Source organism: Paraburkholderia phenazinium, from assembly GCF_900141745.1.
GTDB classification, from domain to species: Bacteria; Pseudomonadota; Gammaproteobacteria; order Burkholderiales; family Burkholderiaceae; genus Paraburkholderia; species Paraburkholderia phenazinium_B.
Genome location: NZ_FSRM01000002.1, coordinates 3,406,824 through 3,428,187, shown reverse-complemented (window position 1 = coordinate 3,428,187; position 21,364 = coordinate 3,406,824). Strand labels below are relative to the sequence as shown.

Here is a 21,364-nt window from a genome sequence, read left to right as displayed (position 1 = left end):
GCATGGGACCGGAGAGTAATCAATGTCTGAATCCATCAAAGGAAAGGTCGCCGCCATCACAGGTGCGGCCTCGGGTATCGGCCTCGCATGCGCGCGTGCGCTCATCGCGGAAGGCGCGAAAGTCGTGCTGATCGATCGAGCACAGGACCGGCTCGCACAACTCTGCGCCGAACTGGGACCGAACGCTTTTCCGCTAGTCGTCGATCTGCTTCAGCCCGCAGAGGTTTCGGGAATGCTGCCGCAGATCCTTGACCTCGCCGGCGGCCTCGATATCTTCCACGCCAACGCCGGCGCCTACGTCGGCGGTGAAATCAAGGACGGCAATCCCGACGAGTGGGACCGCATGCTGAACCTGAACATCAATGCCGCGTTCCGCTCGGTGCACGCCGTGCTGCCGCATCTGGTCGCGCAGAAATCGGGTGATATCGTCTTCACCAGTTCGATCGCGGGGATCGTCCCGGTAGTGTGGGAGCCGATCTACACCGCTTCCAAATTCGCGGTGCAGGCCTTCGTTCATACAACCCGGCGCCAGCTCTCGAAGCATGGCGTGCGGGTCGGCGCGGTGGCGCCAGGTCCGGTCGTCACGGCATTGCTCGACGACTGGCCGAAGGCGAAGATGGACGAGGCGCTCGCCTCCGGCAGCCTGATGCAGCCGAACGAGGTCGCCGAAGCGGTGCTCTTCATGCTGACTCGGCCCCGCAATGTGACCATTCGCGATATCGTGATACTTCCGAATAGCGTCGATCTGTGACTATGACTTCTGACAATCCAACCTCCAGCGCGGCAGGCAGCGCGCACGCCGCGCGCTACGTCGTCGGCGTGGACGTGGGCACGGGCAGCGCCCGGGCCGGCATCTTCGACCTCGCCGGCCACATGGTGGCCACGGCAAAACGCGACATCGCGCTGTTTCACACGAGCGGCTCGATTGTCGAGCAGTCGAGCGCCGAGATCTGGAACGCCGTCTGCGATTCCGTGAAGGAGGCGCTGGCGCAGGCTGCGGTGTCGCCCGATCAGATCGCCGGGATCGGCTTCGACGCCACTTGCTCGCTCGTCGTGCTGGGCGAGAGCGGGCAATCGTTGCCCGTGGGGCCGTCGGAGCAGGCTGAGCGCGACATCATCGTGTGGATGGATCATCGTGCGGTTGAGCAGGCCGAGCGCATCAACGCGGGCGGCCACGAGGTGCTGAAGTTTGTCGGTGGCAAGATTTCGCCGGAGATGGAGACGCCGAAGCTGCTCTGGCTGCTCGAGAACAGGCCGCAGGTCTTCGCGGCCGCATGGCAGTTCTTCGATCTGACCGATTTCCTGACCTGGCGCGCGACCGGAGATCTTTCGCGTTCCACCTGCACTGTCACCTGCAAATGGACCTATCTGGCGCACGAGCGGCGCTGGGACGAAAGCTATTTCCGCAGCGTCGGCCTGGGCGTGCTGGCGGACGAGGGCTTTGCGCGTATCGGGCAGAGTGTCGTCGACGCGGGGACGCCGTTGGGCAACGGATTGACGGCAGAGGCGGCGGCAGAGCTTGGCCTGCGCAGCGGAACGCCGGTTGCCACGGGCGTGATCGATGCGCATGCCGGTGGCATCGGCACGGTGGGCGCAGATGGTGCGCCCGAGTCGTGTCTCGCCTACGTCTTCGGCACCTCGTCATGCACGATGACGACGACCCGCACGCCTGTGTTCGTGCCCGGCGTATGGGGGCCTTATTTTTCGGCGATGGTACCGGACGCATGGCTCAACGAGGGCGGTCAATCGGTGGCGGGCGCTGCGATCGAACGGCTGATTTCGATGCATCCCGCGGCCTCCGATGCCCGAAGCCGTGCGGAGCAGGAGGGTCAGTCCTTGCCTACCTTGCTCGCCTCGCTTGCCGCGCAGGCGGCGGACAACCTGTCCGGGGTGGTATCGCTGGCTGACGGGCTGCATGTCGTTCCAGAGTTCCTCGGAAACCGTGCGCCGTTCGCCGATCCCCACGCCAGAGCCGTGATTGCAGGCCTTGGAATGGAAGACGACCTGGACAGCCTGGTTGCTCTCTACATTGCCGGCATTTGCAGTATCGGTTACGGCCTGCGCCAGATCATCGAAGTGCAGGCTGCGGCTGGTGCGCCGATCGAGCGCGTGGTGATCAGCGGTGGAGCGGGGCGGCTCGATCTGGTTCGCCAGCTGCTCGCCGATGCGACGGGCAAGCCCGTTCTCGCCATCCAGGCGGAAGAGCCCGTCCTGCTCGGCGCAGCCATGCTGGGCGGCGTGGCGGGCGGACAGTTCGACGACGTGCGCACGGCAATGGCGCGGATGTCGCAGATCAGCAAGACCTACGAGCCGGCCACTGGCGACGTCGCAGCAAGGCACGAGGCCCGGTTCCGCGCGTTCAAGCAGTTGCAGAACGTGGCCAGAGAAATCCGCTAGGTCTGCAATGACGAGATCGCATCCTTCGAACACGTGAAGCGCGCACGCGGCTAGAATGCTCGCCGGGTCTTTGGCCCGGCACTCCTGCTTCGGAGCGCCGGCTCAAGACCGGCCTCATACCCGAAGAAGGAGACCTCATGGCAAGCCCCGACCCGTCCGGGTCCGTCACGTCCGCGCACGGCGCAGCGGTGCTGGATGCCGGCACGATTTCCGCGCGCCTCGACCGCTTGCCCGCCACGCGTTCCATCTGGAAGCTCGTGGTTCTGCTGAGCCTCGGCTTCTTCTTCGAACTCTACGATCTGCTCTACACCGGCTACGTCGCGCCGGGTCTCGTCAAAAGCGGGCTGCTGACGGCTACGACCCATGGCCTGTTCGGCACGACCGGTGTCGCGAGCTTTATCGCCGCGCTGTTTGCCGGCCTCTTTATCGGCACCGTCGCGTGCGGCTTTCTTGCCGACCGCTTTGGCCGCCGCGCGGTCTTCACGTATTCGCTGCTGTGGTACACCGTCGCCAACGTCGTGATGGCTTTCCAGGAGAGCGCTACGGGTCTCAACTTCTGGCGTTTCCTGGCGGGCGTCGGCATCGGCGTCGAACTTGTCACGATCGGGACGTACATTTCTGAACTGGTGCCCAAGGAAATCCGTGGACGGGCCTTCGCCTGCGAGCAGGCGGTCGGCTTCGTGTCCGTGCCGGTGGTGGCGTTTCTTTCTTATCTGCTCGTGCCGCACACGTTGCTGGGTCTCGACGGCTGGCGCTGGGTGGTGCTGATCGGCGCGCATGGTGCGCTGTTCGTCTGGTGGATCCGCCGCGCCTTGCCGGAGAGTCCACGCTGGCTTGCCCAGCAGGGGCGGCTCGTCGAAGCGGATCGCGTGATGAGCGAACTCGAAGCCCGGGTGCGCAGCGAATATGGCCGCGAACTGCCGCCGCCCGCTGCGCCGATGCCGGTTGCTCCGCGCGGCAGCTTTCGCGACATGTGGGTGCCGCCGTACCGCAACCGCACCCTGATGATGACGATCTTCAACGTGTTTCAGACCGTTGGTTTCTACGGTTTTGCGAACTGGGTGCCCACGCTGCTGATCAGGCAGGGCATCACGGTGACGACGAGCCTGATGTATTCGAGCGTGATCGCGCTGGCGGCGCCGATCGGGCCGGTCATCGGCCTGTTTATCGGCGATCGCTTCGAGCGCAAGACGGTGATTGTCGTGATGGCGGCGGCCAACATCGTCTGCGGGCTATGGTTCAGTCAGGTCTCGGAGGCCGTGTTACTGGTGAGCCTCGGCGTGGGCCTGACGCTGGCCAACAACGTCATGTCGTATAGCTTCCACGCTTACCAGTCGGAACTGTTTCCGACCAGCATCCGTGCGCGGGCCGTCGGCTTTGTGTACTCGTGGAGCCGCTTCTCGGCGATTTTTACGGCTTTTCTGATCGCCGGCGTGCTCAAGGCGTTCGGCACCACAGGCGTGTTCGTGTTTATCGCAGGCGCGATGCTGATCGTGATGCTGGCGATCGGTCTGATGGGCCCGCGCACCAAAGGCCTGGAGCTGGAGAAAATCTCCCGCTGACCTTACTTTTTGAAAGTCTGGGAAATATTGTGTAAGGACTTGTCGCGCGCAGGGGCTTATTCGCAGGTTTTAATGTGGCCGGAGTGGGGGACTATCAGGGTGCGGGTTCGTACGTGCGGTTCGCATCCATACACTACCGTCTCTCTTAAGGTTAACGGACGCAAAAGCAGATTCTTTACCCTGACCGCCAAACATCCCGTTTGCCCGGCGCCCCATCCGGCCCGAGTGACCTTCGACTGACAACGAAGAGGAATCGTTGAATACCTTGTTTGTAAGAACCATATTGCTGTCGATGCTGGTGCTGATCTCGGTCCATGCCTGCGTCACGCTGCTGGTTTCCGATCCGGCCGCGGGTAGCGACGACCGTGCTCTGCAGACTGCTGTCTTCACCGGGCGCGCTTTCGCCGACGATCCGCTGGACAACGCCGGCGGGACGTGGGGTGCGCCGGTGGCACCCGTCTCGCTGGTGCCGGCGACGATGAAGCTCGATCTCGCAGCAAGGCCGAGGATTGTCGACGTTCGCCCGGCCGTCTATGAAGTACCCGCTGCTGGCGCTTTGATGGACATCGCCGCGCCGTCGACGCCGGGTTCGTCGAACGGACTTCGTGACGATTCGCCTTTCGCCGGTGATGCTCCGGCATCGCCGCTGGACTCGCGCTTCGCGGTCGCGGAGTGGGTGATGTCGCTCGTGATGCTCATCCTCGCGTGTCTGAGCCTCTGGCGCGTGCAGCGCCCGCTGCGCAACGTGGCACACGCCGCGCGCGAAACAGCTTGTGGCCGCCGCGTCGCGCCAACCGTCCGCGAGGAAGGACCGAGCGAATTGCGTCACGTGGTGCGCGCCTTCAACGAAATGGCCCGGCGCCGCAACGAGGCGATCGAAGCGCAGGCCGCGGTGCTTGCCGGACTCGCGCGGCATATGGAGTACCAGGCTGCACGCCTGCGAACCCGTGCGCTCGAAGTCAGCGAGTGGAACAAGCGGGTGGGCTTCGTCGAAGATATCGATTCGTTTTCCGACATCGCACAACAACTGCTCGACGTGGCGGGACACGGCGACAGCGAAGAGCAACAGGTTTCCGTGGATAGTTTCCTGCGCGACCGCTTTTCGATGATCGGCACCATGGACGGCGCATTGTTCGCCTGCGATCTGAAGGCGGGGCCGCAGTTCATGATGTCGCGGCCGCTGCTCGAACGCCTGATGACCAATCTGGTCGACAACGCGCTCGCGCACGGCGAGCCGCCCATCGAGATCAGGACGTCACGCGATCAGCACGGCTGGCACCTCAGCGTGCGCGATCATGGCCCTGGCATCAGCGCGAGCCAGATGCCGGGCGCGACGCCATCGTTCGTGCGTCTGAACGAGACACACAGCCTGACCCAGCACTGGGGCCTGGGGCTTTCGGTGGTCGCGCGACTGGCGCGTAGTTGCGGCGCCAGTCTGAAATTGGGTAATCATCCCGATGGTGGTCTGTGGGTGCGGCTTGTTTTGCCGGCTAATTGAGGATGTCTCGTCAGGCGTTCGCCACCAGGCGCGCTCAACCTGGTGTGCTTGTCGATTCAGGCGACCGTGGTTCGTCGTAGGGTAAAGCTGCTTTTCCCGGCTATCCTTGCCCGGGCAGCTTTCCTGACACCCGGAGATCGCGATGACATTGAAGCTCTACGCTCACCCCTTTTCCTCGTATTGCCAGAAGGTGCTGGTCGCGCTGTACGAAAACCACACGCCGTTCGAGTTCCGCCAACTGTCCCACGACAAACCGGAGGTGATGGAAGAGCTCACGGCGTTGTGGCCGTTCAGAAAGTTTCCGGTGCTCGTCGACGCTGGCCGTCCGGTGATGGAGGCGACTGTCATCATCGAATATCTCTGCCTTTATCATCCTGGGCCGGTCTCGCTGTTGCCGACGGATCCGCGCGCGGCGCTCGAGGTCCGCAGCATGGACCGCTTTTTCGATAACTACATCTCGACGCCTCAGCAGAAGGTGGTTGGCGACTGCCTGCGCGGCGAAGCCGAGCGCGATCCCCGTGGCGTGGCCGATGCCCGCGCCATGCTCGATACCGCCTACGCATGGCTCGACAAGACCATGTCCGGCCGCGAATGGGCGGCGGGCGACACCTTTAGTCTGGCCGATTGCGCCGCTGCGCCGTTCCTGTTCTATGCGGACTGGACGCATCGGATCGATGCTTCGTTTGCCAATGTGCTGGCCTACCGTCGACGCCTGCTCGCGCGACCGTCTTTCGCGCGCGCCGTCGACGAAGCGCGTCCATACCGCGCGTACTTCCCGCTCGGCGCACCGGACCGCGATTGACTCGCCAGTAGGGTTGCCCAGCGGAATTGTTCGAAATCTGAAAATTGTGATTTCGCCCTATCGACATAGACTTTCGATAGGGTTCCCCTAAACTACCTTCCAATGTCGCGCTGCACAGGGCAGTTCGCAGCGCACCCCGTTACTCGAAAGCACATTGGAGGTTCATCATGAAAACCAAACTGATCGCAGCATTGCTCGTCGCCGTTTCCGCAGCCGTGGCTGCTCCGGCTTTTGCCAGCGGCTACGGCCCGGCACCGTTCTATCGTCCGTCGGTCGGCGCACCGGTCTCGCAACGCGGCCAGAGCGCGCAAGTGGTTGCCGCCGAACGCGACAGCACCGGCAACGCAACGGCCGACAGCTCTTACGGCGGCGTGGCTAGCGCTACGTCGGAATCCGGCAGCCGTCAGTTCTCGGCCACGACGCGCAGCCTGTACGCAGGTCATTGATTGCGTCGCGTGACGGTGTCGGACGTGTGCGTGGGCCTGAAGGCTCAAGGCAGCCGGTCCGCCCGTCACGTCATCGCGCACTAGAGCGGCAGAAAAATGAGGTGATGTCATGACGCAAATACTTGAAGGCATAGCCGTTCTCGGCGCATTTACGCTTTACATGATCCCGTCGATCGAAGCGGACGCGCATAACCGCGACGACGCTTTTGCGATCACGATGGTCAATGTGCTGCTTGGCTGGACGGTGATCGGCTGGCTTGCGGCTTTCATGTGGGCACGTCGCCCAGCCACCGAAAAGCGTTTGACCCATCTGGTCAGGCGCACGCATCGGGCCGTGGCGCGCGTGACGATCGACAAGCTGGTGGCGCACGCTCAAAGCCGCACCGCGTTGCAGAGCCAGATGGTCGGCAAGCTTCGCGTGCGTACACGTGCTGTGGTGGCTCGTCAGTCGTAATGTGCTGGCGCCGGCCGGCGAGTTTCGGCCGGCGCATTTGCGCGGTGAGTTGCAGCCGCGTCAGTTTCAGCCTGCATTTTGCGCAGTGTCGTCGCTGGCGGCCGGTTTAGCGGCGCCTTCGAGAAAGCGCCGTGTCGCTTCGAACGATTGCAGCATCTGATCGGGCCACGGTGTCTGCAGCATCACAGCCTGATGATTTTCGAACGCATTTGTCAGCAGCTTCGAAAGCGCGGGCGATTGAAAGTGGCGAAGCAGCACGCTCACAGCGATGGCGGTCGCCTGGCTGGCGCCGGCCGTCTGCAGTTCGGACGTGGTGAGAGCGGCGAGTTGTTTGTTGATGTCCATAGTGGCAAAGAAGAAAGTTGACGCGCTTGAGTTGAGCTCGCGCGCACGCCAGGGTGTTGGGCGTCGATTAAGCGGTAGAAAAACCAACGGCCACCCTGGGTGGCCGTTTTTGCGTAGGTGATCTCGTAGGCGTTCAGGAAGAATCATACCGCGCGCATAAAACCCGGACAAGCCACGACGCCACCGCCTTAAAAGCCCTCGCTTTTCAGATTATTTATTTTCAGGGCAGGCGTGTTGCGGAGTCTGCTGCCTGCAATGGGTTTGCGGGGGCAGTCACTAAACCGGCAGCGTAAATCGTTTTCAAGCCTGTTTGAAAGTCGATATTCGCCGGATGCAATCCAGCAATAGCGTGCCGGCCGTTAAACACACCAGGTTCATGATTCGCTTGAGTTTCGAATCCCGACGCGTTAAATTCGCCTCGCACGCCGCCGGCGCTGCCAAAAAATCCTGACGAAATACATACAATTTTTAGTTGACCGGGTTCAGGGGCCCGGCGCGGGTCATCCAAGGATAGCGATGTTGCATCAGATGCAAAGCGACGAACAAACACCGCACAGCTATCCGGTTTCCGCCACTCGGATCGCCTCGGTCAGCGTGGTGCTGGCTCTCGTGCTCGCCGCGTTGCCGCTCATCAAGGGCGGCTGGTTCGATATCCGCTGGTGTGCCGCCTTGTCGAGCGCATGGCTCGATGTGTTTACGGTCGCGTTGGCGGCCCGTCTCGCTCATACTGGCGGTTCGCGCGCCGCGGAAAAAACACCCCATCCGCAAGGCTTCCGTGTGTGGCAACGCGCGTGGTGGGGCGCGTTAAGCAACACGATCTTTGCGACGCTGCGCGCGATTCGCTGGCAGCCCTTCGCGGTGCTGCTGTGCGCGGCGCTTTCCGTGGCCGTCGCCTCGCTCGCGTGGCGCGCGCCGGTCCAGTTTGCGCTTGCTGCCGTGCTGCGGCCGCCCAGCGCCGCGCTGATCGCCGGCCTCGCCGCCTTCGCGCTGGCGTTCGGCACGCTCGTCGCTGAGCTGTACTTTGCGATGCACGCCGCGCGTGGCCGCGCCTGGGGCTCGCTCGCCAATGTGCTGCGCGTGGCGCTCCTGAGCGCGATGGTCGCAGCGATCTGCGCCGTGCTGCTTGCCTATGCGGAAATCGCCGCGGTGTGGCCGGTGCGGGCCCTCGCGGTTTTCAACGCAGCCATTGCCCTTGAATTCGCCTTGCGTGCCGTGTTCTCGTGGTTCGCGCCGCCCCATATGCGCAGCGGCGACGCCAGCGTGCCCGACAGTCTCATCGCGAGTCTGCTGCGTCTGCGGCCCTCGCCATTGGCCCGCTTCAGCGCACAACTGCGCAATCGCTACGGCATCGATCTGCGTCAGAACTGGGTCTTGCAAAGCGTGGTGCGTTTGCTGCCCGCGGCCATTGGCACGATCGTCGTGTGTGCCTGGCTGCTGACGGGCATCGTGATCCTCGGACCCGAGCAACGTGCGGTCTACGAGCGATTCGGCGCGCCGGTCGCGGTCTGGCAACCGGGTCTGCATGTGGCGCTGCCGTGGCCGTTTGGCAAGGCGCGCGCAATCGATAACGGCGCGGTCCATCAACTGATCGTCTCCGGTTCGCCGGAAGAGAGCGCGGCCGCGTCGCCGCTGGTGCCCGCCGACGCGCAGACGCCCGAGCAGGTGAACCGCTTGTGGGACGTCGTGCATCAGGGCGAGACGAGCCAGGTGATCGCCGGTGCGAGTGGCGACCGGCAGAACTTCCAGATTGTCAGCGCCGACGTGCGGCTCGATTACCGCATTGGTCTCTCGGATGCCGCGGCGCGCGCCTCGCTATATCGCGCCGAGGACGTACCCGGCACCGTGCGGGCCATTGCCAATCGCGAAGTGGTGCGCTACCTCGCCTCGCATACGATCGATTCGTTGCTCGAAACGCGGCAGACCGTGATGGCCGACACGCTGCGGCGGGCGGTGCAAACCCAGCTCGATCGCCTGTCGAGCGGCATCGATGTGGTGGCAGTGGTGATCGAAAGCGTGCATCCGCCGGCGGGGGCATCGGCGGCGTGGCACAGCGTGCAGGCAGCGCAGATCCGCTCGGAGGCGAGCGTCGCGCAGGCGCGCGGGCTTGCCGCGCAGTCGCTCGGCGATGCGCAGCAGCAGGCCGAGACCGCGGTTGCGCAAGCCACCGCGCAGGCCGCCGATATCACCTCGGCCGCGCAAGTCCAGCAAACCAGTTTCAGCGCCGACGTGATCGCAGCCCAGGCAGGCGGCCCGGCGTTTGTGCTCGAGTACTACCTGCATAGCCTGCAGAAGGGTTTGCAGAACGCCCATATCACGGTGATCGACGACCGGCTCGTCGACGGCAACCGCGCCACGATCGATCTGCGCTCATACGGTGCGGGCGACGCGGCAGGGGCGCGGCGGGTTTATTGACGGCGACGTACTCGCCGCGTGGCATCGGACAGACGGCTTCGGGGGATATTGTGAGTTTGAATCATTCGCATGCGCACGCTCATGGTCACGCGCATCACCACCGCGGCGGTGATGCGCACGGCCACGGCGGTGCGGCAACCGGCGGCCCCGGTTTCTACTGGCGTGTGGCGCTGGCGGCGCTGTGCGTCGTGATCGCGTTTGCGGTCGCGAGCTTCATTCAGGTCCAGGCGGGTCAGGCTACCGTGGTGACGCGCTTCGGCGAACCAGTGCGAGTGCTGCTCGAACCCGGCCTCGCGTGGCGTTTGCCGGCGCCGATCGAAGCCGCCGTGCCGGTCGACCTGCGTCTGCATACGACCTCGAGCGGCCTGCAGGACGTCGGCACACGCGATGGCTTGCGCATCATCGTGCAAGCCTATGTGGCGTGGCGTGTGCCGGCCAACGCGAGCGATGTCGGCCGTTTTGTGCGCGCCGTGCGCAACGAACCTGATGAGGCGGCGCGGCAGATTCGCTCGCTGCTCGGCTCCGCGTTGCAGACCACCTCGGCTGACTTCGATCTCGCTTCGCTCGTGAACACCAACCCGGGCCAGGTGCGCATCGCTGCGTTCGAAGATGAACTGCGCCGTCAGGTCGATTCGCAGCTCTATCAGGCGTATGGCGTGCATGTGGTGCAGGTCGGGCTGGAGCAACTGACGTTGCCCGCCGTGACGCTCTCGGCGACTGTCGAGCGCATGCGGGCCGAACGTGAAACAGTGGCTGCGCAACGCACCGCGGATGGCAAACGGCAAGCCGCGCAGATCCGTTCCGATGCGGATCGTGATGCGCGCATTGCCATTGCCGATGCCAACGTCAAGGCTGCGCAGATCGAGGCGCAGTCGCGCCAGGATGCGGCGGCGATCTACGGCAAGAGTTATGCGGGCAACCCGCATCTCTATACGATGCTGCGCTCGCTCGATACGCTGAACGGCGTGGTCAACACCAATACGAACCTGATCCTGCGCACCGACGCCGCGCCGTTCAATGTGCTCGTGCAGGGTCCCGCCGGACTCGGTGTGACGCAAGCCGAGCAGTCGCAGACGCAAGCGCAAGCTCCTGCGCCGTCGAAGAAGGGCAAGCACGCCCCATGAGTACCGCCATGGAGACGTCGTCGCCAACACCGTCGCTCGGACCCGGCGCACAAGCCGTGCGCCTTGCGTTCTGGTTCGTGGTGGTGATTGCGCTACTCGCGGCAGGGGTGTGGGCCACTTCGAATATCCGCCGTATTCCCGCGGATAGCCGGGCTGTCGTGATGCGTTTCGGCGCCTTCGTGCGCACGCAGGACGCGGGGTTGCTGGTGGCGATGCCGCAACCGTTCGAAACCGTGCTGCTGATTCCCGGCAGCGCGCGTGTGCTGGAACAGCGCATCAGTTCGCTTGATCGCGACCCGCGCGCTCGCGCTGCGGATCCGGTCGCTACGACGCAATCCAGTCAATCGGCTCAATCCAGTCAGACGATGCCGCTGCCGCCTGGTGAGGCCAGTTCGTTAGGAATCCCATCAGAGGCTACATCGCTCGGCTCTGCCTCGCCCGACTCCGACGCCGGCTCGCCCGATAACGCCGGCCCGACGTTGCCCGATGCGCTGGCCGGCTCAGGCTATGTGCTGACCGGCGACGAAGGCGTCGTGCAACTGAGCGCGACGCTCTACTATCGCGTCGTCGATCCGTACGCCTACGTGCTGCAAAAAGAGCGCCTCGAATCTGCGTTACAGCGTGTGGTTGCAGCGGCGGTGGTCGAAGTGACGGCGGGGCGCGACCTCGATTCGATTCTGGTGGCACGTCCCGAACTGTTGTCGTCCGACCAGCAGATGGCGGTCAAGCGCGAGCAGTTGCGCGGCGACATGGCGCAGGCGGTGCAGCGCCATTTGAATGCGCTCGCGGCTGCGCATACGGGCCTCGGTATCGAGGTAGCGCGCATGGATGTGCAGGCGCAGTTTCCGGCAACTGCGGTCGATGCGTTCAACTCGGTGCTCACCTCGCTGCAGACCGCCGACCGCAATATTGCCGATGCACGCACGACGGCTGAGAACATCCGCCAGGGCGCGCAGCAGTCAGCGGATCAGATTCTGCAGAGCGCGCAGGCGAGCGCCAGCGAGCGTGTCGCGACGGCGCAGGCTGAAACCACCACGATCCTGCAACTCGAAACGCCGCTCGATGCCAACAGCGATCCGGGCTTGCTGGCGCGTGCGTATCGCGACCGGATCCAGCAGATCCTGTCAAAGGCTGGACGCGTGACGACGATCGATCCGCACGATGCATCGAGTCTGGTGCTGCCGGGGAAAATTCAATGAGCGCTCATATCGATCCGGTTGAGCGTGCTACTCCCGGTGGGGCGGGTGATTTGGCGCATGGTGCCCATGGCGCTGACGGCGCCGGGCATGAACACGGCCATGACGATGGGCACGGCAATGGCCACGACCACGACCACGACCCGCACGCCGCTCATTCGCACGATGACGATGGACCGGGCATCGCGCTCTCAGCTACAGAACGGAGCATCGTCACGCGGCAGATCGCGCTTGCTTTGCTGGCGGGCGGCCTGCTGCTGCTGTCGATGGCATGGCGCTACTTCGCACCCGGCGGAGCGCAGCTCGCCGAAGTATTGGCGGGACTCTCGTCGCTGCTGGTGGCGGGGCCAGTATTCACCGGCGCCTGGTACAGCCTGAAGTCGCCGAGTCTGCATGGCGTCACCGACCGGCTGATTGCGCTCGCCATGCTGGCAGCGTGGGCGACCGGCGACATGACGACCGCGGCCTTGCTGCCGATCGTCATGACCTTCGGACATGCGCTCGAAGAGCGCAGCGTGCTGGGTTCGCAAGAGGCGATCCGCGCGCTTGGCCGGCTAACCTCGGGCAATGTCCGGCGCGTCAGGACCGATGGCACGATCGAAGAAGTGGCTTACGAGGCGATCCGCGCCGGCGATATGGTGGAGGTGGCCGCCGGCTCGCGGATTCCCGCCGACGGCCTGGTGCGGCGCGGCCGCTCGAGCGTCGACAACGGGCCGATCACCGGCGAGTCGTTGCCGCTCGATGTGGATGAAGGCGCCGCGGTGTTCGGCGGCGCGTTAAATCTCGACGGCCCGCTGCGCATCGAAGTTACGCATGCGGGCGAGCACTCGGCGCTCGGCAAGATCATCGAACTGCTGCAACGCGCCGAACAGGTGAAGCCGCCGATCACCCAGGTGCTCGAACGCTACATGGGCGGTTATCTGGCGCTGGTGCTGCTGATCGCGGCGATTGTCTGGTTCGCGTCGGCCAATGCGTCGGCGATGCTGGCGGTGATCGTCGCTGCATGTCCGTGCGCGCTGGTGCTGGCCGCGCCTTCCACGGCGATTGCCGGGATCGCGGTGGGTGCGCGGCACGGCGTGTTGTTCAGGAACGCCGCATTTCTCGACCGCATTGCCGAGATCGATTCGCTGGTGATCGACAAGACCGGCACGCTCACGCATGGAGAACTGCGCGTGGCGGATGTGTTCGCGCAGCCCGGCGTGGTGCGAGCGGAGGCCGTTGCGCTGGCGGCGCGGCTGGGGGCTGGAAGTGCGCATCCGGTGAGCCGGGCGTTGACGCGGTATGCGGCGTTGGACGCGTCTACTGCATCGGCTACATCGCCCACATCATCCGCGTCAGCGACTTCAGCCACATCAGCCACATCAGCCACATCAGCCACCGGGCACGACGCCACGCCGTTCGAGCGCACCCGCGAATTGCGCGGCCTCGGGGTCGTCGCGGAAACGCCGGACGGCACCGCCGTGCTCGGTCGCGCGGAATTACTGCGCGACCACGTAACGGCTTTGCAACCGTCGCCCGATTCCATCGACGGCCCGTGTGTCGGCCTCGCGCTCAACGGTAAGCTGCTCGCCTGGTTCGGCTTCGCCGATGCCTTGCGCGCCGAAGCCGCCGGTGCGCTCGCCGAACTGCGCGAGCTTGGCCTCGTGCGCCAAACCCTGCTGACGGGCGATCGCGATGCCGTGGCGCGCAAGGTGGCCGCCGAGGTCGGCATCGAGACGGTCGTCTCCCAAGCGCTGCCGCACGACAAGCTCGACTACGTGATGCACGAACTCGAAGCGGGCCATCATCCGCTCGTGGTCGGCGACGGCCTGAACGACGTGCTGGCGATCAAGGCTGGCGCGACCAGCATCGCGATGGGCGAACGCGGGATCGATATCGCGGTGGCCTCTGCCGACATCGTGCTGCTCGGCGACGATCTGCGCCGCATCCCAACCTGCATCCGGCTTGGCCGGCGCTGCCGCCGCACCGCCAGCATCAATGCGGCGATCGGATTGCTGTGGACTGTCGAGATCATGGCGCTTGCTGCGCTCGGTTTGCTAGGAGCGGTGTGGGTGGCGATCCTGCACAACGTCGGCACGTTCATCGTGATCGCGAACGCCGGACGGCTACTGCGGATCGACGAGGATTCCGCATCGAAGCCGAGCCGGGACACGCATGTGAATGACGCGCAGACCGCCGCCGCGCCGCATTGAAGCGCAGCGATGGATTGACCGGGACTGCAGTAAAGCGATGGAGCTACGTATCGGCGGTCACCTTGCCGTGCCTGATGGCCGCATCGAGCTCATCGAGTTGCAACAGCAAGTCGTCGATTGAGCAGAGTTGGGGTTTGGTGACGTGATGGGCGTCGAGCAGTCTGAACAGACGCTTGCGCCAGTAGTCCGGTGGCAGGATGCATCCGCCGAAATCCCCGCACACCGATGGCTTCATGACGCGCGTGATATGCGCGATGTCCTGATCGATTAGTGTAAGCATCTTCCGCCCCCGCGGTGGTTTGTACCTGGTCTGCGCCAGCTTTTTGTTGTTTTGTCTAATTAAAACTCTAGCTCAAATTGGCAGGATGGCAAGCTGCATGAAGCGCCAGGAAAGCGCTACGGGCGGTTGCGGCCGGGCTGTGGCGGGTCGCGGGGATACTAAGGAAAACCATGATAGAAAGCTTTCCCAAAACGCCTAGACTGTAACCAAACGTAACTAAGTGTTGCTAATTCTGATTACGGGGATGATTAACGGGGCCGCGCCAGATTGGGCGCACACTGATGAGAACGTGGTGAAGTGAAGCCGCGCATATGGAATGGCCGCAGAGCAATCTGCGGCCATTTTTTTCTTTGCTGCCGGGTTTGCGCGGCCGCTGTAGTTTCCAGCGGCAGCAAGCCCCGGCGTCAGCCGCGGCTCAGGCAGCGCCTTAGTGGCAGCGCTTTTGCCAGTGGCCATGAACCTTTACTTTGTGGCACACCGGATGGTGTTCCTCGGCGGAAGCCGGAGCGATGACGCCAATAGCGACGGCGGCGAGCGTGATGGCAAGCAAAATTTTCTTCATGGGGTTTTCCTGGGTCAGATCGACCTTGTTGGTGAACGGCCCGCTATCTTAGCCCCAGTTGTGGAACGTTAATGTTAAGGAATTGCAAAAACCTGACCGGCCGGCTTCATGGCCGGCCGAAGCGAAAGGGGCCGAACGGCTCAATGCCCCTGGCCGTGTCCGCCACCGCCACCGTGCCAGTTACCGCCGCCACCGCTGTGGCCACCGCCACCATGCCAGCCACCGCCGCCGTGCCAGCCGCTGCCGCCATGCCAGTACCGGCCGCCGTGGCCGTAGTAACAGCAACCGCCGCCGCCACCCCAGATGCTGACCGAACCGTAGGCCGGTGCGTATCCATAGCCGTACCCATAACCGTAGTCGGGATAGTAGGCTTGTCCGTAGTCCGGGTAGGCCGGCCCGTCGTAGTACGGATATCCGTAACCTGGCGCGACGGCGCAGCCGGCCAGAACTGCCACCACCCCGAGCGCCGCAATTAGGCGAAGCATGATTGTCTCCCTCGATTCTCTTAAGAAAGAAACGCGCTCGCCAAGTTCCAGAACAATTGTGTCCACCGTTTACAGAAACAGTGGACGTGGGTCGTGAGGGGTGGTGTGTCAGTGCGCCGGAACGGAGGCACTCATTACGCTTCGAGCGCGAGCGTCGCAAAGGTTGCGAGCCAGTGCTCTCCCATGTAGTCGCCGGCCACATGCTCGAGCGCGCTGTCCAGATGCCGCTCGGCCGCTTCGTTGAGCAGCGTGCGACGCGCGTCGTCGTCCGGCAGCGCGCGGGCGATCGAGCGCTGACACCATGCGCGGCTCAGATTGAGGCCGTCGAGGTGAGCGATCTTGCCGTCGCTGCGATCGGTCACGGTGACCGGTTCGAACAGGGTGGCTGGTTTTTGCGCGGCGAGCTCCGGTAGAAATGCGTCGAACCATGTGGCGAATTGCGCGCCCGGCAGCACTCGCCGCATCAACTCGGCTTCCATCAACGACGGCGAGAGGAATTCATCTCCCGCCGGTTCCCACGCCTGACACGCGACGTCATCCAGATACCAGCGGCGCGCGGTTTCGATCACCAGCGCCGCCAGCGATTCATGTGAGGTTTGCCGTGCGAAGTCGAGCGTCAGGGCGAGCGCAAACGCCATGTTGAAATGCGTGCCCACGCGTAGCGGATAGGTGGCCTTGGGCAGAAACTCTTCAAAGCGTTGGATGAAGACTTCGGTTAGCGGTGCGAAGGTTTCGCTCCAGCGCGCGGCGTGGGGATGCTTGCGCAGCTTCAGCGCGTCGATCTGTGCGGATAACGCCAGCAGCCAGCCCCAGCCGTACGGCCGCTCGAAGCCGCGATTTTGCGGCAGGTCGAGATAGGCGCGCTCGCCGGCCACATTGGCTTCGGTGAAATGCTCGTTGACGACGGCGACGATGCGCGCCGCCTCGGGCAACCCAGGAAAGCGTTCGAGCAGATGGAGGATAAGCCAGTAGCCATGCACGCAGGAATGCCAGTCGTAGCTGCCGTAGAAGATCGGGTGCAGTGCGCGTGGTCCCTGGACGTCTTGCGGACCTTCAAGCGAATGCGTCAGCTTGTTCGGATACTCGCGGGTGAGATGATCCAGCGCCAGATTGGCGAATCTGGATGCGATAGCGGGGGTGAGTTGGGCAGTCATGGCGTCTCGCCTGTAGCGGGTCGGAAGCGGAATATGAAGAGATACATCAGCACGGTGTTGACGGTCAACAGCAGTAGTGCGGTACGTCATTGTGCCTTGATCACGCCGTTCCGGTCCTTCAGTTCGGGCGAGGCGATCCGCGCCAGCGGTGGCGCGGGTCCGTTTTGCCGAGTGACAGCTACAGCAGTTCGCGAATCCGGTGATACAGCATCCCAAGCTCAAGCGCCGGTCCGCGCAACGCCGGCCCACCCGGAAAGCGCGTATGACGCAGCCCGGCGAACAGATCGAATGCCGCTGTCTCACCGGCAATGGCCTGAGCAATGACGCGCCCGGCAATCCCGGTCAACGCCACGCCATGCCCGGAAAATCCCTGCACATAGAAGTAATTCGGATCGATCGAGCCGAAATCCGGCGCGCGATTGCGCGTGACATCCACGAAGCCGCCCCAAGCATATTCGACCCGCGCATCGGCCACTTGCGGAAACACGTCCACCATCCGCTTGCGAATCTGCTCGGACAACTGGGCAGGCGACGCACCCGTCGAACTGGCGCGGCCGTCGAACAGCACACGGTGATCTGCCGAGATGCGGAAGTAGTCGAGGAAGAAATTGTTGTCGCACACGGCTTCCCGTCTGGCGATCAAGGTGGACGCACGCGCTTGCCCGAGCCGCTCGGTGGCGACGATATACGACGCGATCGGCGCGATCCGCGCCGCGACCGCCGCGGGCAGCACATTGCCGATGGTCGCGTTGCCGCACGCAGCGACAAAGCGGCAACGCACTTCACCAGTCGCAGTCCGCACGACCGGCCGTTCGCCGCGCACCACTTCGACCACCGGCGAACGCGCGAACAGCAACGCCCCTTCGCGCCGCGCCGCTTCGGCAAGACCCAGGCAATATTTCAGCGGATGCAGATGCCCGGAGAACGGATCATAGACGCCGGCCAGATAACGCTCCGATGCGACGCGGGCGCGGATCTCATCGGTGTCGATCCACGAAAGCTTCGTATAGCCCCAGCGCGACGAAGCATCGTCCATCCACGAGCGCAGATCGGGCACGCGCTTCGGTTTGGTCGCGACGGTCAGATAGCCCGGTGTGAAATCGCAATCGATCCCATACCGTTCGATGCGCTCGCGCACCAGCGCCACGCCTTCCACGGACATTGCCCAGGCCGCGCGTGCCCCATCGAGCCCGAGCTGCCTTTCGATGATCTCGTCTTTGGCGAAACCCACCAGCGTCTGTCCGCCATTGCGCCCCGACGCACCCCAGCCGGGACGGTGCGCATCGAGCACAATCACCGACATGCCGCGCGCCCGGCACTCGAGCGCAACCGAGAGCCCGGCAAAACCCGCGCCGATCACGCAGACGTCGGCTTCGAGTGCGGCATCGAGCATCGGATCATCCGCGAGCGGGCGCACGGCGCTCGCTTCGTAATAGGAGTCGCGGATCAGTGCATCCGCACGGCGGTCGAGACTGTCAGCCATCAAAGCAGGTCCTTCATTCGATACCAGGCCATCGCGAGCACGAGGGCAGGGGTGCGCAGTGTAGCGCCACCCGGAAAATCGCGGTGGCGAATCTTGCCGAACAGGTCGAAACGCGAGGCCTGGCCGTCGATCGCCTCGGCGATCAGCTTGCCTGCCAGCCCCGTGGTGTTGACACCGTGACCGGAGAAGCCTTGCGCGAAGTACACAGTGGGCGAGAGGCGTCCGAAATGCGGTGCGCGGTTCATCGTGATATCGACGAAACCGCCCCACGCATAGTCGACCTTGACGTCGGCCAGTTGCGGGAAAGTCTTCAGCATATCGCGCCGCATTGCTTCGCCCAGATCGCGCGGCGCAAACGTCGAGTAACTGACCTTGCCGCCCCACAACACGCGGTGATCCGGCGCGGGGCGGAAGTAGTCGAGCACGAATCGGCTATCGCAGATGGCGGCTTGCGCCGGCATCAAGGCCCGCGCACGCGCGGGGTCGAGCGGTTCGGTGGCAATCACATACGTGCCGACCGGCATGATCTTGCGCGCGAGCTCAGGTGCCAGCGCACCCAGCCAGGTGTTGCAGGCGAGCGCAACGAATTGCGCCTGCACCTCGCCATGAGCGGTTTCGATCACATGTCCATTGCCCTCGCTACGCATCTGGCTCACGCAACTGTCTTCGAAAATCTGCACGCCCGCTGCGCACGCCGCACGCGCGAGGCCAAGCGTGTAATTGAGCGGATGCAAATGGCCGCTGTCCGGATCGAACAGGCCGCCCAGATAGCGTGTCGACTGCACGTAGTGGCTCAGGCCGTCTTGCTCGATGTAACGGAAACGGTCGTAACCGAAGCGCGTGTGTGCTTCATCTCGCGATTGCCTTAGCGCTGCGGCATCGCGCGGTTTGTTCGCCGCATGAAAATAGCCGAACTTGAGATCGCAGTCGATCTGATGTCTGGCGACGCGATCCCTGACGATATCCAGCGTCTCGAGTCCCATCTCCCACATACGTTTGACGTCTTCGGCGGGCATGTGCTTTGCGAACGTATCCATATCGCACGCAAAGCCGCCGATCAACTGGCCGCCATTGCGCCCGCTCGCCGCCCAACCGACTTTCGAGGCTTCGAGCACCGCAACGGAATAGCCGCGTTCCGCGAGGTTGAGCGCGGTCGAGATGCCGGTGAGGCCGGCGCCGATCACGCAGACATCCACCTTCAATGTGCCGTCGAGCGGGGCATGACGGGTCGTATCGTTGAGCGTCGCGGCGTAGTACGACGCGGCATGGGGCTGGTTCGAGAACCGGAGCATAGGCAGAAAACACAATAAGGGCCGAGGCGCGACACCCTGCGGCAGGCAATCGCGCTTCGGCGGTACAGGTTAAAACGCGTAGATGAACTGCGTGGCCAGCATGTCGTTGGACTTGCTATAAGAGCCATCGTTGCGCAGGAACGTATCCTGGGTGGCCCAGTCATGCCGGTATTCCACCTTCACCGTGATCTGCTGGGTCGGATAGAACAGCAGGTCCAGTGCGACGTCCTGGTGGACGGCGCCCTTGCACTCGAAGCCCAGGCCACCGTTCGCCTTCGAATTCGCGAGGCAGCTTGCACCGATGCCAAAACCGTCTGCCGTGTCCATACCGTTCGAGTTCAGCGCGATGCCACCGCCGCCACCGCCGTTCTTGGTGTCGGCGAGCAGGTCGTAACGCGCCGTCACACCCATGCGGCCCACCGTCGGCAAAGTGAACTTGCGGTGCGCGAGCAACGAGATGCCGTACCACTGCGCCTGGCCGCCGTTGAATGCAGCGTTCTGTTGCTGACCGTAGTCGAGCTCGGCGTTGTACTGGACGTCCGCGAGCGTGTAAGCGGCATCGGCTTCAGCGAAGAAGAAAGTGCCAAAGGCGCTTGGCGCTGCACCGCCCACGCCGTACACCGGATTGCCGTTGGAGTCGAGTCCGGAGGCGAGCGTTTGCCGGCCGATGTTGAACGAGCCGCCCAGATCCAGCGCGCTAGACCACGTGTAGTCGACCCGTGCCGTGAAAGTGGGGATTTTGTTGCTGCTGGTGATCGGATCGCCCAACGCGTTGGTGCCCGTCTGCACCACGGAACCATACGTGCGGTACTGTTCGTTGCCCAGCATGAATTTCCACGCCCAGTTGCTGCCGTCGCCCGTGTAGTTCACACCTACGCCGACATAGCTGCCCGGATCCGAGAAGTCATACAGCAGGTTGTGCGTGAGCGTGGTCATCTGGTTCGACTGCTGCACTTCATAGCCGCCGAAGCTCGGCATCAAGCCGGCCACGAAGGTCGTCGTCGCCGTCACCGGTACCGTCACGACCGCCGTGTTCAGGATGTTGTCGCCGATCGTACCGTGCTCGTTCTGCAGCAGCGTAATGCCGTTGCCGCGGTTCGGCATCAGCGTGATTTCGGCCGACGGCGCCATCGGGCCGACACCGAAAGTCTTCTTGATGTCGAGGTAGAGATCGCCGAACGTGCTGTTGAAGTAGTTGTAGCTGCTTTCGTGGTTCGCGAACAGGAACGACGAGGTGCCTGGCGCGCGGTTATAGACATAGGTCGGATCGATATAGCCCGTGATCGAGAGGCCTGCGATCGGACCGGTGTTCTGCGCATCCACTAGCGAATCGACCTTCAGCTGCTGGTTGGCGATCTGCTGCTTCATCGAGTCGACCTGGTCGTTGGTCAGCGTCGCTTGCGACTTGCCGTAGTCAGGCGACGAAATGTCCACCGGGGCTGCGGCCACGGCAGGTGCCGCAGCCGGCGCTGGCGCCGGTGCGGCGGCTACCGCCTTGGGTTTGGCTGCGACCTCCGAGCGCAATTGCTTCACTTCTTTTTGCAAGGCGTTCAGCTGGGCCTGAAGCGCCTTGATCTCATCGCTGGTGGCGTCCGCCATGGCAACGCCAGGCAGACTCCCCGCCACTAGCAGGCAGATGAGTTTCTTTCTCATGCACATTCTCCTTGTTGGTCGTATTGC

The 21,364-nt window shown here is 63.8% G+C and carries 19 protein-coding genes; 11 read left to right on the top strand and 8 right to left on the bottom strand.

The annotated features are described in order from the left end of the window. The first annotated feature begins 22 nt into the window (after positions 1-22). From BUS06_RS35215 to BUS06_RS35185, 7 genes are all read left to right on the top strand, one after another. Positions 23-751, top strand: a complete 729-nt coding sequence (locus BUS06_RS35215) for an SDR family oxidoreductase (protein WP_074268860.1) — start codon at positions 23-25, stop codon at positions 749-751. A gap of 2 nt (positions 752-753) precedes the next feature. Then, positions 754-2,397: an FGGY-family carbohydrate kinase gene (locus BUS06_RS35210; RefSeq protein WP_074268859.1), complete on the top strand. Its 1,644-nt coding sequence runs from the start codon at positions 754-756 to the stop codon at positions 2,395-2,397. A gap of 137 nt (positions 2,398-2,534) precedes the next feature. Further along, a complete protein-coding gene (locus tag BUS06_RS35205) occupies positions 2,535-3,959 on the top strand; it encodes an MFS transporter (protein ID WP_074268858.1) in 1,425 nt (474 codons plus the stop codon). Between the two features lie 256 nt (positions 3,960-4,215). After that, positions 4,216-5,457 carry an ATP-binding protein gene (locus BUS06_RS35200; RefSeq protein WP_143787706.1) on the top strand — a complete coding sequence of 414 codons (1,242 nt, stop codon included), beginning with the start codon at positions 4,216-4,218 and terminating at the stop codon, positions 5,455-5,457. Between the two features lie 142 nt (positions 5,458-5,599). Continuing rightward, the gene (locus BUS06_RS35195; RefSeq protein WP_074268857.1) at positions 5,600-6,259 is read left to right on the top strand and encodes a glutathione S-transferase family protein; all 660 of its coding nucleotides are present in this window, start codon (positions 5,600-5,602) and stop codon (positions 6,257-6,259) included. Positions 6,260-6,426: 167 nt separating this feature from the next. Next, positions 6,427-6,705 carry a hypothetical protein gene (locus BUS06_RS35190; protein WP_074268856.1) on the top strand — a complete coding sequence of 93 codons (279 nt, stop codon included), beginning with the start codon at positions 6,427-6,429 and terminating at the stop codon, positions 6,703-6,705. Between the two features lie 109 nt (positions 6,706-6,814). Then, positions 6,815-7,159 carry a superinfection immunity protein gene (locus tag BUS06_RS35185; RefSeq protein WP_074268855.1) on the top strand — a complete coding sequence of 115 codons (345 nt, stop codon included), beginning with the start codon at positions 6,815-6,817 and terminating at the stop codon, positions 7,157-7,159. 66 nt (positions 7,160-7,225) lie between these two features. On the opposite strand, the gene BUS06_RS35180 is transcribed toward BUS06_RS35185, so the two are convergent. Next, the gene (locus BUS06_RS35180; protein WP_074268854.1) at positions 7,226-7,504 is read right to left on the bottom strand and encodes a hypothetical protein; all 279 of its coding nucleotides are present in this window, start codon (positions 7,502-7,504) and stop codon (positions 7,226-7,228) included. A 516-nt stretch (positions 7,505-8,020) separates the two neighbouring features. On the opposite strand from BUS06_RS35180, the gene hflK reads away from it, so the two are divergent. Genes hflK through BUS06_RS35160 form a run of 4 tightly spaced genes read left to right on the top strand, consistent with a single transcriptional unit; the run spans position 8,021 to position 14,428 of the window. Further along, positions 8,021-9,916, top strand: a complete 1,896-nt coding sequence (gene hflK / locus BUS06_RS35175) for a protease modulator HflK (RefSeq protein WP_074268853.1) — start codon at positions 8,021-8,023, stop codon at positions 9,914-9,916. Positions 9,917-9,966: 50 nt separating this feature from the next. Further along, positions 9,967-11,040 carry a protease modulator HflC gene (gene hflC, locus BUS06_RS35170; protein WP_074269497.1) on the top strand — a complete coding sequence of 358 codons (1,074 nt, stop codon included), beginning with the start codon at positions 9,967-9,969 and terminating at the stop codon, positions 11,038-11,040. Further along, on the top strand, positions 11,037-12,239 hold the full coding sequence (locus BUS06_RS35165) for an SPFH domain-containing protein (RefSeq protein WP_254369054.1): 1,203 nt from the start codon (positions 11,037-11,039) through the stop codon (positions 12,237-12,239). The genes hflC and BUS06_RS35165 overlap by 4 nt, the downstream gene beginning before the upstream one ends. Further along, positions 12,236-14,428 (top strand): heavy metal translocating P-type ATPase, encoded by a 2,193-nt coding sequence (locus tag BUS06_RS35160; protein ID WP_083611739.1) that lies wholly within the window; start codon positions 12,236-12,238, stop codon positions 14,426-14,428. Before BUS06_RS35165 ends, BUS06_RS35160 begins: the two co-directional genes overlap by 4 nt. Positions 14,429-14,471: 43 nt before the next feature. On the opposite strand, the gene BUS06_RS35155 is transcribed toward BUS06_RS35160, so the two are convergent. The 7 genes from BUS06_RS35155 to BUS06_RS35130 form a co-directional block, all read right to left on the bottom strand. Then, entirely contained in the window at positions 14,472-14,708 is a 237-nt protein-coding gene (locus BUS06_RS35155; RefSeq protein WP_074268851.1) for a hypothetical protein, read from the bottom strand. A 427-nt stretch (positions 14,709-15,135) separates the two neighbouring features. Then, complete coding sequence (locus BUS06_RS38630; RefSeq protein WP_302050881.1) at positions 15,136-15,270, bottom strand: hypothetical protein; 135 nt, start codon at positions 15,268-15,270, stop codon at positions 15,136-15,138. 140 nt (positions 15,271-15,410) lie between these two features. Next, complete coding sequence (locus BUS06_RS38090; RefSeq protein WP_074268850.1) at positions 15,411-15,755, bottom strand: hypothetical protein; 345 nt, start codon at positions 15,753-15,755, stop codon at positions 15,411-15,413. A gap of 134 nt (positions 15,756-15,889) precedes the next feature. After that, a complete protein-coding gene (locus BUS06_RS35145) occupies positions 15,890-16,909 on the bottom strand; it encodes a DUF2891 domain-containing protein (protein WP_074268849.1) in 1,020 nt (339 codons plus the stop codon). A 178-nt stretch (positions 16,910-17,087) separates the two neighbouring features. Continuing rightward, positions 17,088-18,392: an NAD(P)/FAD-dependent oxidoreductase gene (locus BUS06_RS35140; protein ID WP_074268848.1), complete on the bottom strand. Its 1,305-nt coding sequence runs from the start codon at positions 18,390-18,392 to the stop codon at positions 17,088-17,090. Continuing rightward, a complete protein-coding gene (locus BUS06_RS35135; RefSeq protein WP_074268847.1) occupies positions 18,392-19,684 on the bottom strand; it encodes an NAD(P)/FAD-dependent oxidoreductase in 1,293 nt (430 codons plus the stop codon). The genes BUS06_RS35140 and BUS06_RS35135 overlap by 1 nt, the downstream gene beginning before the upstream one ends. Positions 19,685-19,753: 69 nt before the next feature. Beyond that, a complete protein-coding gene (locus BUS06_RS35130) occupies positions 19,754-21,337 on the bottom strand; it encodes a DUF3138 family protein (protein WP_074268846.1) in 1,584 nt (527 codons plus the stop codon). Positions 21,338-21,364: the final 27 nt, after the last annotated feature.